Source organism: Inquilinus sp. Marseille-Q2685 (assembly GCF_916619195.1).
Taxonomy (GTDB): Bacteria; Pseudomonadota; Alphaproteobacteria; order DSM-16000; family Inquilinaceae; genus Inquilinus.
The window spans coordinates 84,566-97,042 of the sequence record NZ_CAKAKL010000001.1 but is presented as its reverse complement, the minus strand read 5'-3'; the positions used below and the strand labels follow the sequence as shown (position 1 = coordinate 97,042).

Sequence of the window (12,477 nt, the reverse complement as noted above, 5' to 3'; positions counted from 1 at the left end):
GATCCGGGCGGCACGGAGACACGACCGATGAAATGGCTTCGCCGCGGCGCGATCGCGCTGGCCTGCCTCCTGCTGCTGCTCGTGGTGCTGGCCGGCGCCGGCCTGTGGTGGCTGCGCACCGGGGTGCCCGCCGAATCGGGCACGGTCGCGCTCGACGGCCTCTCGGCCCCGGTCCGGATCTACCGCGACAGCCACGGCGTGCCGACGATCTTCGCACAGAGCGACGGCGACGCCTATTTCGCCCTCGGCTGGCTGCATGCGCAGGACCGGCTGTGGCAGATGGAGCTGCAGCGCCGGGTCGGCGCCGGCCGGCTGGCCGAGTTGGTCGGCGAGGCCGGGCTGAGGATGGACAAGTTCATGCGGACGCTGGGCATCTACCGCCTGGCCGAAGCCGATCTCGCCGCCCTGTCGCCGGAGACGCGGTCGGCCCTCGACCGCTACGCCGACGGGGTCAATGCCTGGATCGACGGCCACCCCGGCGCGCTGCCGCCCGAGTTCACCCTGCTGCGCACCCGGCCGGAGCCGTGGCGGCCGGCCGACACGCTGGTCTGGAGCAAGCTGATGGCGCTGCAGCTGTCGGCCAACTACCGCGACGAGATCCTGCGCGCCCAGGTGATCGCGCGGCTGGGGCCGGAGCGCGCCCGCACGCTGTTCCCGGATATGGGCGCGCTGCCGCCGGCCACCTTGTCCGCCCTCGACCGGGCCACACCGATGCTGGCGGCGCTGGCCGGGGCGCTGCCGCCGCCGCTGGGCCCCCGCACCGCGTCGAACGAATGGGCGGTCGGGCCCAGCCGCACCGACACCGGCGCCCCGATCCTGGCCAACGACCCGCATCTGGGGCTGAGCGCGCCGATCCTGTGGTACCTGGCGCGGATCGAGACGCCGACCCTGTCGGTCGCCGGCGCCACCGTGCCCGGCGTGCCGCTGACCCTGCTGGGCCAGAACCGGCGGATCGCCTGGGGCTTCACCACCACCGGCGCGGATGTGCAGGACCTGTTCCTGGAGACGGTCGACCCGGCCGACCCGGGCCGCTACCGGACGCCGGAGGGCAGCGCCGCCTTCGAGACCCGGACCGAGACCATCGCCGTGTCCGGCGGCGACCCGGTGACGCTGACCATCCGCAGCACCCGGCACGGCCCGGTGCTGTCCGACCTCGATCCCGGAATGGCCAAGCTGGCCGGCGACGGCAAGGTCGCCGCCCTCGCCTTCACCGCCCTCGCCCCCGGCGACACCTCGGCCCAGGCGATCTATCAGCTGAACCGGGCCGGCAACTGGCAGGAGTTCCTGGCGGCGATGCGGCTGTACCGCACCCCGATCCAGAACGTCGCCTATGCCGATGCCGACGGCGATATCGGCTTCCTGGTCCCGGGGGCCATTCCGGTCCGCCGCTCCGGCCGCGGCGAGCTGCCGGCGGACGGCGCCTCGGGCGCCCAGGACTGGACCGGCACCATCCCGTTCGAGGCCCTGCCCCGCGCCCTGAACCCGCCCGGCGGCGCCATCGCCAACGCCAACAACGCCCCGGTCGGGCCGGGCTATCCCCATTACCTCGGCGACGGCTACGACGAACCCTACCGCGCCCGCCGGATCGCCGAGCTGCTGAATGCCGACGGGCCGAACACGGTCGAGCGCAGCCTGGCGATGCAGGCCGATACGCTGACCACCGAGGCGCGGGAGCTGCTGCCGCTGATGACCGCCATCGATCCGGCGGACGACCGCATGGCCAAGGCCCTGGCGCTGCTGCGCGGCTGGGACCTGCGGATGGACCGCGACCGGCCGGAGCCGCTGGTCTACATGGAATGGCTGCGGCGCTTCGCCCATGCCGTGTTCGACCCGCCGCTGGGGCCGTTGGCCGAGGACTATTTCGGGCTGCATCCGTCGATCCTGGCCACCATCCTGACCCGCGACCCGTCCTGGTGCGGCGACGCCGAGGCCCCACCGGCCGACTGCAAGGCGCTGCTGCACCAGACGCTGGGCGAGGCGCTGGACGCGCTGGCGCATCGCCACGGCGCCGACATGACGACGTGGCACTGGGGCGCCGAGCACATCGCGCCGCTGAGCGCCCAGGTGCTGTCGCGCGTGCCGGTGATCGGCGGCCTGATCTCGCTGGCGGTCCAGACCGACGGCGGCCCCTACACCCTGAACCGCGGCGCCACCACGATCACCGATCCGGAAGCGCCCTATGCCGACCTGCATGGCGCCGGCTACCGGGCCGTCTACGACCTGGCCGACCGCAGCCGCTCGCGCTTCATGATCGCCACCGGCCAGTCCGGCAATCCGCTGTCGCCGCATTGGGGGGACCTGGTCGCGGATTGGCGAGACGGAAGATACTTGACGTTGTCCGGTGGCGAGGCTGATCTCGCCGCCGCCGGGGCGTCCCTGACGACCCTGCAGCCGCGCCCATAACCGGACCATCCAGATGAGCTCTGCCCCGCTGCCGGTCACCATCGACGACATCCGCGCCGCCGCCGAGGCCCTGGAGGGCCAGGTGGCCCGGACGCCGATCATCCCGGCCCCCCAGCTGTCCGGCATCCTCGGCTGCGAGCTGTTCCTGAAGCTGGAGACGCTGCAGCGCACCGGGTCGTTCAAGGACCGCGGCGCCTACAACAAGCTGCGCTCGCTCGGCAAGGCGGAGCGCAAGCGCGGCGTGGTCGCCATGTCGGCCGGCAACCACGCCCAGGGCGTCGCCTATCACGCCACCCGCCTCGGCATCCCCTCGACCATCGTGATGCCGACCTTCACCCCCTTCACCAAGGTGGCGAAGACCGAGGGCTACGGCGCCAAGGTGGTGCTGGTGGGCCAGACCCTCGACGACAGCATGGGCCATGCCCGCAAGCTGGTGGATTCCGAGGGGCTGACCCTGATCCACCCCTATGACGACCCGCACATCATCGCCGGCCAGGGCACGGCCGGGCTGGAGATCCTGGCCGACGTGCCGGAGCTGGACGACCTGGTGGTGCCGATCGGCGGCGGCGGGCTGATCTCCGGCATCGCCATCGCCGCCCGGGCGATCAACCCGTCGATCCGGATCACCGGCGTCGAGGCCGCGCTCTACGCCTCGATGAGCGATGCCGTCGCCGGCCGCACCGGCGTCTATGGCGGCGCCACCATCGCCGAGGGCATCGCGGTGAAGAGCCCCGGCGTGCTGACCCGGCAGATCATCGCCGACCTCGTCGACGACATCGTCACGGTCGAGGAGACGGTGCTGGAGCAGGGCGTGCACCAGCTGATGACGCAGCAGAAGCTGGTGGCCGAAGGCGCCGGCGCCGCCGGCATCGCCGGCATCCTGGCGAATCCGGAGCGCTTCGCCGGGCGCAAGGTGGGCGTCGTCGTCTGCGGCGGCAACATCGACCCGCGCATCCTGGCCTCGATCCTGATGCGCGGCCTGGTGCGCAACGGCCAGATCGCCCGGCTGCGCATCGAGATCGAGGACGTGCCGGGCGTGCTGAGCACCATCGCCGGCATCATCGGCGCCACCGGCGGCAACATCATCGAGACCTATCATCAGCGCCTGTTCTTCCAGATCCCGGTGAAGCGGGCCGACATCGACGTGGTGGTCGAGACCCGTGACCGCTCCCATGTCGACGTCATCATCGGCAAGCTGATGGAATCCGGCTACCCGGCCACGCTGCTGAGCGACGTCGGGGCGTGAAGGGGCTGCACGAATCCCGGTAAGGACAGCTCCCGGCCTCGACGAAACTCCCCTCACCCGGAGGCGCAAGCGCCTTCGACCTCTCCCGTAAGCGAGAGAGGCAAAGAAGCGTGGCTCAGCCCAAAGACCGTCATTGCGGGCGCAGCGAAGCATCCAGGGCTGCGCGGCGTGGCCTCCGAATTGCTTCGTCGGCTTCGTCTCCGCGCAATGACGGTTCCTTCGGAGGAGAAGATTGTCACCCCGTGTCCGGTGGCCTGCGGCGGCGGGCGTCGGGACGCTTGCCGGGCGGCATCCCGAGCAGGTCCTCCGGCGGGGGCTCCTCGTCCTCCAGCAGGTTGTCGGCGTCGTCCAGCCAGCGCTCCACCTTCGGCGGCAGCCCGAACATCCGGCACAGCCGCGCCACCACGATCTCCGCCGGCCAGCGGTCGATCATCTCCGCCAGCTCCGGCTGCTCCAGCCGCTCCAGCGTCTCGGCGCAGCGGCGGTGGGTCTCCTCCGAGGTCCCGGTTTCCTCCCGGATCGCCGCGGCCACGGCCAGCTTCACCCGGTGGCGGTGCCAATCCTTGACCGACAGCCTCGCCAGCCGCGCCTCCGCCTCGGCATCCGGCCGGGACAGCTTCTCCTCCAGTAGCACGGTCAGCCGCACCGCGCGGGCGACGACGGCGAATCTCTGGCAGTAGTCGACGCCGGGCTGCGGCGCCTCGACCGCTTCGGTGCGGGTGGCCTCGGCGATCTCCAGGCCGATCTCGACCAGCCGGTCGAGCACGCGCAAACGCCGCGCCGCCCGCTCCTCCTGGGGAGTGGGCGGGCCCTCCGGCTTCCGATCGGTCTGCGCCTTGTCCATGGAACATACCGTGAACGAGATCGCATGGTAATACTACAGGGACGAATCGATTCGGGATGGAGAGGGCATGAAACGCGTGCTGATCACCGGCATGTCCGGGACCGGGAAATCCGCCGTGATCCGCGAGCTGGCGGCGCGGGGGCATGACGCCCGCGACCTCGACACGCCGGAATGGTCGGAATGGGTCGATGCGGATCCCGCCGACACCTTGACCCCGGGCGAAGGGAAGGACTGGGTCTGGCGGGAGGATCGCGTCCGCGCCCTGCTGACCGCGCCGCGCGACAGGCCGCTGTTCGTCAGCGGCACCTGCGAGACCCAGGGCCGGTTCCAGCCCCTGATCGACGTCGTGATCCTGCTCTCCGCCCCCGTCGCGACGCTGCTGGAACGGCTCGCGGCCCGCGGCCCGGACGGCTACGGCCACACCGCGGAGGAGCGGCGCAGGGTGGTCGAGCTGGTGGCGACGGTCGAGCCGCTGCTGCGCGACTCCGCCCATCACGAGATCGACACCCGCCGGCCGGTCGCCGCGACCGTGGACGAAATCCTGCGACTGACATGACGCCGCGGTGGATTCCGCCCGCATAGCCTGCTGGGGCAGCCGCTATCCGAGTCGCTTGCCGACCGTCCGGCACTGTGGTGCAGTATGGGGCATGAGGTTGGCGCCCCGACCCAGGAGCCCTTGATGTCCGTCATCGACGGCACGCTTGGTCGTCTGCAGCATTTCTACAGGTCGGGCCCCCTGCCCTGTCCCTACATCTCCGGCCGTGTCGAACGCAAGCTGTTCACCCGGCTGAACGGCGGCGACGCCAAGGCGCTGAACACCACCCTGTCGCAGGCCGGGTTCCGGCGCAGCCACGACATCGTCTACCGGCCGGTCTGCCCCGGCTGCCGCGCCTGCGTGCCGGTGCGCATCCCGGTGGCGCGCTTCGCCCCCGGCCGCAGCATGCGCCGGGCCTGGGCCGCCAATCTCGACCTCAGCCGCCGGCCGGTGCTGCCGGTCGGAACCGACGAGCAGTTCGCCCTGTTCCTGCGCTACCAGCGGCACCGGCACGGCGACAGCGACATGGCGCGGATGTCGCGGGCCGATTACGGCAGCATGATCGAGGAAGGCAGCGGCAGCGCCACGGTGATCGAGTTCCGCGACCCGGCCGGCACCCTGCGCGGGGCGGCCCTGGTCGACGTGCTGGAGGACGGGCTGTCCGCCGTCTACAGCTTCTACGATCCCGACGTGCCGCAGCGCAGCCTCGGCACCTATGTGATCCTGGCGCTGATCGAGCAGGCGCGCGAGAACGGCCTCGACCACGTCTATCTCGGCTACTGGATCGCGCAGAGCCACAAGATGGCCTACAAGGCCCGCTTCCGGCCGCTGGAGGCCCTCACCGACAACGGCTGGACCACGCTCGATCCGGCCGGGTGAACCACCGCCGTCCCCGCGACGCAGCAAAAGCCGCTGTCGATCCCGCCTGAGGCGCTTTCGACGCCAATCGCCGGTTGGTATCGCTCGCGAAAGCTGATATTTCGCAGCAGCGAATTGCATCGATCCAATCAACGGCGCTGAAGCGACCAGGAACGGGGAGGTCAGATGGGGGCTTTGCTGGGTGCCAGCCGCGTCATCGACGCTGTCAACGGCTGGGTCGGACGAACCGTATCCTGGCTCGTCCTGGTCGCGATCCTGGTCAGCGCCGGCAACGCCATCCTGCGGAAGGCCTTCTCGCTCAGCTCCAACGCCTGGCTGGAGCTGCAATGGTACCTGTTCTCCGCCGTCTTCCTGCTGGCGGCGGGCTACACCCTGCTGCGGGGCGAGCACGTCAAGGTCGACATCATCTACGGCCGCTGCTCGCGCCGCACCCAGATCTGGATCGAGATCTTCGGCACCCTGTTCTTCCTGCTGCCCTTCTGCATCGTCGCCATCCTGTATTCCTGGCCGATCGTGGTGGACAAATTCGCCAGCGGCGAGATGTCCGGCAACGCCAACGGCCTGATCCGCTGGCCGGTCTGGGCCCTGATCCCGGCCGGCTTCATCCTGCTGGCGCTCCAGGGACTGTCGGAGCTGATCAAGCGGATCGCCATCCTGTCGGGCCGGATGCCCGATATCGTCCAAGCGCACGGCCACGAAGCCGACCCGCTTTGAGCAGCCCCACCAGCCCCTGAAGGTCGGTCTTCATGACGCAGTTCCTGATCGAGAACATGGCGCCGGTCATGTTCGCCGCGCTGGTGGTCGTGCTGCTGCTCGGCTACTCGGTCGCCTTCTCCCTCGCCGCTGTCGGCTTCGTCTTCTACCTGATCGGGGTCGAGCTCGGCATCCTGCAGTTCAACCTGCTCGGGGCGATCCCGGACCGGTTCTACCAGCAGATGGAGAACGAGACGCTTCTGGCGATTCCGTTCTTCACCTTCATGGGGCTGATCCTCGAACGCAGCGGCATGGCGGAGGACCTGCTGGACACGATCGGCCAGCTGTTCGGGCCGATCCGCGGCGGCCTGGCCTATGCGGTGATCTTCGTCGGGGCCCTGCTCGCCGCCACCACCGGCGTCGTCGCCGCCTCGGTGATCTCGATGGGCCTGATCTCGCTGCCGATCATGCTGCGCTACGGCTATGACCGGTCGCTGGCCTCGGGCGTCATCGCCGCCTCGGGCACGCTGGCCCAGATCATCCCGCCCAGCCTGGTGCTGATCATCATGGCCGACCAGCTCGGCCGCTCGGTCGGCGACATGTACAAGGGCGCGCTGCTGCCCGGGCTGGTGCTGACCGGCCTGTATGCCGGTTACATCCTGATCATGACGATCATCCGGCCGAACAGCGCCCCGGCCCTGCCGTTGGAAGCGCGCACGCTGCGCGGCCTGGCGCTGGCCGGCAAGGTCGTCACCTCGCTGATCCCGCCGCTGGTGCTGATCTTCCTGGTGCTGGGCACGATCTTCCTCGGCATCGCCACCCCGACCGAAGGCGGCGCCATGGGCGCGGTCGGTTCGCTGGTGCTGGCGGCGGTCAACCGGCGCCTGAACATGACGATGATCCGCCAGGCGCTGGACACCACGGCCAAGCTGTCCGCCTTCGTGCTGTTCATCCTGCTCGGCGCCCGCGTCTTCTCGCTGACCTTCTACGGCGTCGGCGGCAATCTCTGGGTCGAGCACCTGATGACCTCGGTGCCGGGCGGCGTCATCGGCTTCCTGATCGTCGCCAACCTCCTGGTCTTCGTGCTGGCCTTCTTCCTCGACTATTTCGAGCTGGCCTTCATCATCGTGCCGCTGCTGGGGGCTGCGGCCGCGAGCCTGGGCATCGATCTGATCTGGTTCGGCGTGCTGCTGGCGGTCAACATGCAGACCTCCTTCATGCACCCGCCCTTCGGCTTCTCGCTGTTCTACCTGCGCTCGGTGGCGCCGACGCGGGCCTATCGCGACAAGGTCACCGGCCGCACCATCGCGCCGGTGACGACGGGGCAGATCTACATGGGGGCGATCCCCTTCGTCGCGATCCAGATCCTGATGGTCGCGATCGTCATCGCCTTCCCGGAGCTGGTGACCCACTACAAGTCGGGGCAGGTCGAGGCCGATCCCGCCTCGATCAACATCAATGTGCCGATGCCCGGTGCCGACGGCGCCAACCCGTTCGGTGCCCCGGCCGCGCCCGATTTCGGCACGCCGCCGCCGCCGGATTTCGGAACCCCGCCGGCCCCGGGCGGCCAGCCCGCTCCGGCCCCGGCGCAGCCCGGCGACCCGCTGCCCCCACCGGATTTCAAATAGGCAAGAGAAAGGGCCGGTCCCGCGAAGGACCGGCCCCGATCGGTTCAGCGGAGGGCCGACTTATTTGCCGGCCGCCTGCTGGGCGTAGACGTAGCTGTCATAGGTGTATTCCGCCACGCGGAACCACTGATAGGCCTCGCCGCGGAACTTCTTCCACGGCTCGTAGATCGCCTTCCAGTTGGCGTTCGAGGCGGACAGCTCGTCATAGAGCTTGAAGGATTCGGTGTAGGCGGCGTCGAGCACGTCGCGCGGCAGCGGCCGCAGTTGCACGCCCTTGCCGACGAGGCTGCGGATCGCCGCGATGTTCTTCACGTCGTACAGCGCCAGCATGTTGAAGTTGGCGTATTCCGTGGCCACGGCCAGGGCCTTCTTGTAGCCCTCCGGCAGCGCCTCGTACTTCTCCTTGTTGAACAGGAAATGCACGGTCGGGCCGCCTTCCCAGAAGGCCGGATAGTAGTAGAACTTGGCCACCTGGTAGAAGCCGAGCTTCTCATCGTCATAGGGGCCGACCCATTCGGTGGCGTCGATCGTGCCCCGCTCCAGCGCCGGGTAGATGTCGCCGCCGGCGATCTGCTGCGGCACCACGCCGATGCGCTCGACCACCCGGCCGGCGAGGCCGGCGATGCGCATCTTCAGGCCCTTGAGGTCGGCCAGCGACTTGACCTCGTTGCGGAACCAGCCGCCCATCTGCACCCCGGTGTTGCCGCCGGGGAAGCCGACCACGCCGTAATTGGCGAAGAAGGTGTTCAGCAGATCGTTGCCGCCGCCGTGATACAGCCAGGCGTTCTGCTGGCGGGCGTTGAGGCCGAACGGGATCGACGAGCCGATGGCGAAGGTCGGGTCCTTGCCGACATAGTAGTAGGCGACGGTGTGCGCCGCCTCGACCGTGCCGTTCTGGGTGGCGTCCAGCGCCTGCAGGCCGGGCACCAGCTCTCCCGAGGGGAAGACCTGGATCTGGAGCCTGCCGTCGGTCAGGTCGGACAGCGCCTTCGACAGCACCTCGGCGCCGCCATAGATGGTGTCGAGCGACTTCGGGAAGCTCGACGCCAGGCGCCATTTGACCTCGAGCCTGTCCTGCGCGATCGCCGGCGCCGCCAGCGGCGCGGCCGCCAGGCCCACCCCCGCGGTCGCAATGAAATTCCGCCGCTTCATCTCTTGGGCTCTCCCCCCTGTTCGAGCGTGGTTTCCGCATGGCGCCGCGGTCGTCCGCCGCGGCGCTGCCGCCATCTAATGAAACTCGGAGATGGGACGCAACGCCGCTTCTGCGTCGTCGCGTCCTTTTGCTCTCAGGCGTCGCGGCGCCGGGCCAGGCCGTCGATCCTGGCCAGCAGCAGGCCGGCCAGGGCGCCCTTGAGGATCGCCGCCGGGATGAACGGCACCAGGCCTGCGGTGCCCGCAGCCGCCGGGCCGACCAGCACCGCGAGCCAGGCCACGCCGGTGACGAAGGGGACCAGCGAGGCGACGGTGATGGCCGCGGCCATGCCGGCGAGGCTGCGGGTCCAGCCGCGCTCGACCGCCAGGCCCATCAGCGCGGCCGAGGCCACGAAGCCGACCAGGTAGCCCGCGGTCGGGCCGGCGAAATAGGCCGGGCCGGCGGCCAGGCCGGCGAAGACCGGCAGGCCGACGAAGCCTTCGGCCAGATAGGCCAGCATGGTCAGGCCGCCCAGGCGCCAGCCATAGGCGCCGCCGATCAGCAGCACCACGGCGGTCTGCATCGTCATCGGCACCGGGAAGAACGGCACCTGGATCTTCGCCGACAGCGTCATCAGCGCCGTGCCCAGCACCACCAGCACGGCGGAGCGCAGCAGGCCCAACTGGCCGTCGGCGCGCCACAGCGAGAGCATCGGGGGAAGGGTGCGGGTGGTCATGTCAGGACTCCATTGGCTCGCTTGCCGGTCGTCGCCGGCCGGTTCCGTCCCCTTAATGTCATTGCCGGGCTCGACCCGGCAATCCAGAAGATGTCGAGACCCTCTGGATGCCCGGGTCAGGCCCGGGCATGACAGGCGGGGAGCAGGCCGGCCGTCGTCACGAGAACTTGTTGTTCTGCGGGAAGCCGCGCGGCGGCAGGTTGCCGGTGCGGCCGCGGGCCATGACGGGTATGCCCGGCTCGGTACGGGTGCGGCCGCCGCCCATCTGCCAGACCAGCCCCTCCTCGCGCTTGAAGGTGGTCAGGTCCGACAGCTGGGCGCCGTGGTACTTCTGCAGCATCACGCCCTTGCCCCGGCTCATCTCCGGCAGCTCGTCGAGCGGGAAGCACAGCAGCCGGCGATGGGTGCCGATCACCGCCACCGTGTCGCCGGCGACCGGGCGGCACACCGCCGCCTTGGCGCCGTCGTTCAGGTTCAGCACCTGCTTGCCGGCCCGGGTCTGGGCCAGCACGTCGCTCTCCGGCACCACGAAGCCGCGGCCGTCGGTCGAGGCCAGCACCAGCTTGCGGCCGGGCACATGGGCCAGGAGGGCGACGATGTCGGCGTCGTTGGCGAGGTCGACCATCATCCGGACCGGCTCGCCGAAGCCGCGGCCGCGCGGCAGCTTGTCGGCGCCGAGGGTGTAGAAGCGGCCGTCGCTGCCGAACAGCAGGATCTTGTCGGTGGTCTCGGCCTGCAGCACGAAGCCTTCGGCATCGCCGTCCTTGTACTTGATCTCGGCCGGGTCCAGGCCGTGGCCGCGCAGGGCGCGGATCCAGCCCTTCTCCGACAGGAAGACGGTGATCGGCTCGCGCTCGATCTGCGGCTCGATCGAGACCACCACGGCCGAGGGCGGCTCACCGATCCTGGTGCGGCGGCGGCCGAGCTCCGTGTCCGGCCCGAAGCGCTTCTTGATCTGCGCGATCTCGGCCGAGATCGCCTTCCAGCGCTTGCCCTCGTCGGCCAGCAGCGCCTGAATTTCGTCGCGCTCCGCCGACAGGCCGTCGAACTCGCGCCGGATCTCCATCTCCTCGAGCTTGCGCAAGCTGCGCAGCCGCATGTCGAGGATGGCGTCGGCCTGCAGCTCGGTCAGGCTAAAGCGCGCCATCAGCGCCGTCTTCGGCTCGTCCTCCTCGCGGATGATGCGGATCACCTCGTCGAGATCGAGGAAGACGATCAGATAGCCGCCGAGGATCTCCAGCCGCCGCTCGATCTTGGCCAGGCGGTGGCGCGACCGCCGCTCCAGCACCTCGTGCCGGTGGTCGAGGAAGGCGCGGCAGACATCCTTCAGCCCCATGACCCGCGGGACGTTGTGGGCGTCCAGCACGTTCATGTTCAGGCTGAAGCGGCTCTCCAGCTCGGTCAGCCGGAACAGCTGCTCCATCAGCATGTCGGCTTCGACGTTGCGGCTCTTCGGCACCAGGACGATGCGGATGTCCTCGGCCGATTCGTCGCGCACATCCTCCAGCGTCGACAGCTTCTTGGCGGTGACGATCTCGGCCAGCTTCTCGATCAGCCGCGACTTCTGCACCTGGTACGGGATCTCGGTGACCACGATCTGGTACAGGCCGAGCGGCAGCTTCTCGATCTCCCAGCGCGCCCGCACGCGGAAGGCGCCGCGGCCGGTGGCATAGGCCTCGCGGATCGCCGCGGCGGATTCGACCAGCTCGCCGCCGGTCGGGAAGTCCGGCCCCTGGACCACGGTCAGCAGGTCGTCGACCGTGGCCGCGGGCCGCTTGACCAGCATCTGCAGCGCGTCGCAGATCTCGCCGACATTGTGCGGCGGGATCGAGGTGGCCATGCCGACCGCGATGCCCTGGCTGCCATTGGCCAGCAGGTTCGGGAAGGCGGCCGGCAGCACCACCGGCTCCCGCCCCTCGCCGTCATAGGTCTCGCGGAAATCGACCGCGTCGTCGTCGATGCCTTCCAAGAGGGTCTCGGCGACGGCGGTCAGCCGGGCCTCGGTGTACCGCATCGCCGCGGCGTTATCGCCGTCGATGTTGCCGAAATTGCCCTGGCCGTCGACCAGCGGATAGCGCTGGGCGAAGTCCTGCGCCATGCGCACCAGCGCGTCGTAGATCGAGGCATCGCCATGCGGGTGGTACTGACCGATGACGTCGCCGACCACGCGGGCCGATTTCTTCGGCGGCGTGGTCGAGGCCAGGCGCAGCTGCCGCATCGCGTAGAGCAGCCGGCGATGCACCGGCTTGAGCCCGTCGCGGACATCGGGCAGCGAGCGCGAGGTGATGGTCGAGAGCGCGTAGTTGAGATAACGGGTGCTCAGCGCGTCGTGCAGCGGCACCGGCAGGATCGACTCGGAAGGCGTGCTGGTCATGGCTCGA

At 69.8% G+C, this 12,477-nt stretch carries 10 protein-coding genes; 6 read left to right on the top strand and 4 right to left on the bottom strand.

Features of this window, described 5'->3' with window-relative positions; all coding sequences use genetic code 11:
• Nucleotides 1-27 precede the first annotated feature (27 nt).
• Nucleotides 28-2,403 carry a penicillin acylase family protein gene (locus LG391_RS00420; protein ID WP_225764462.1) on the top strand — a complete coding sequence of 792 codons (2,376 nt, stop codon included), beginning with the start codon at nucleotides 28-30 and terminating at the stop codon, nucleotides 2,401-2,403.
• 13 nt (nucleotides 2,404-2,416) lie between these two features.
• The gene (locus LG391_RS00415) at nucleotides 2,417-3,649 is read left to right on the top strand and encodes a threonine ammonia-lyase (RefSeq protein ID WP_225764461.1); all 1,233 of its coding nucleotides are present in this window, start codon (nucleotides 2,417-2,419) and stop codon (nucleotides 3,647-3,649) included.
• Between the two features lie 235 nt (nucleotides 3,650-3,884).
• Here the strand turns inward: LG391_RS00415 and LG391_RS00410 are convergent, their stop codons facing one another.
• Entirely contained in the window at nucleotides 3,885-4,493 is a 609-nt protein-coding gene (locus LG391_RS00410; protein WP_225764452.1) for a hypothetical protein, read from the bottom strand.
• A 67-nt stretch (nucleotides 4,494-4,560) separates the two neighbouring features.
• On the opposite strand from LG391_RS00410, the gene LG391_RS00405 reads away from it, so the two are divergent.
• The 4 genes from LG391_RS00405 (at nucleotide 4,561) to LG391_RS00390 (ending at nucleotide 8,228) form a co-directional block, all read left to right on the top strand.
• The gene (locus LG391_RS00405; protein ID WP_225764450.1) at nucleotides 4,561-5,049 is read left to right on the top strand and encodes an AAA family ATPase; all 489 of its coding nucleotides are present in this window, start codon (nucleotides 4,561-4,563) and stop codon (nucleotides 5,047-5,049) included.
• Between the two features lie 123 nt (nucleotides 5,050-5,172).
• Entirely contained in the window at nucleotides 5,173-5,907 is a 735-nt protein-coding gene (locus LG391_RS00400; protein ID WP_225764448.1) for an arginyltransferase, read from the top strand.
• 165 nt (nucleotides 5,908-6,072) lie between these two features.
• The gene (locus LG391_RS00395) at nucleotides 6,073-6,621 is read left to right on the top strand and encodes a TRAP transporter small permease subunit (RefSeq protein ID WP_225764446.1); all 549 of its coding nucleotides are present in this window, start codon (nucleotides 6,073-6,075) and stop codon (nucleotides 6,619-6,621) included.
• Nucleotides 6,622-6,653: 32 nt separating this feature from the next.
• A complete protein-coding gene (locus LG391_RS00390; protein WP_225764444.1) occupies nucleotides 6,654-8,228 on the top strand; it encodes a TRAP transporter large permease subunit in 1,575 nt (524 codons plus the stop codon).
• A gap of 60 nt (nucleotides 8,229-8,288) precedes the next feature.
• On the opposite strand, the gene LG391_RS00385 is transcribed toward LG391_RS00390, so the two are convergent.
• The 3 genes from LG391_RS00385 to parC all read right to left on the bottom strand — a co-directional run bounded on the left by LG391_RS00385 (nucleotide 8,289) and on the right by parC (nucleotide 12,470).
• Nucleotides 8,289-9,380, bottom strand: a complete 1,092-nt coding sequence (locus LG391_RS00385; RefSeq protein WP_225764442.1) for a TRAP transporter substrate-binding protein — start codon at nucleotides 9,378-9,380, stop codon at nucleotides 8,289-8,291.
• Nucleotides 9,381-9,514: 134 nt separating this feature from the next.
• Nucleotides 9,515-10,096 (bottom strand): biotin transporter BioY, encoded by a 582-nt coding sequence (locus tag LG391_RS00380; RefSeq protein ID WP_225764440.1) that lies wholly within the window; start codon nucleotides 10,094-10,096, stop codon nucleotides 9,515-9,517.
• A gap of 157 nt (nucleotides 10,097-10,253) precedes the next feature.
• Complete coding sequence (gene parC, locus LG391_RS00375; RefSeq protein WP_225764438.1) at nucleotides 10,254-12,470, bottom strand: DNA topoisomerase IV subunit A; 2,217 nt, start codon at nucleotides 12,468-12,470, stop codon at nucleotides 10,254-10,256.
• Nucleotides 12,471-12,477: the final 7 nt, after the last annotated feature.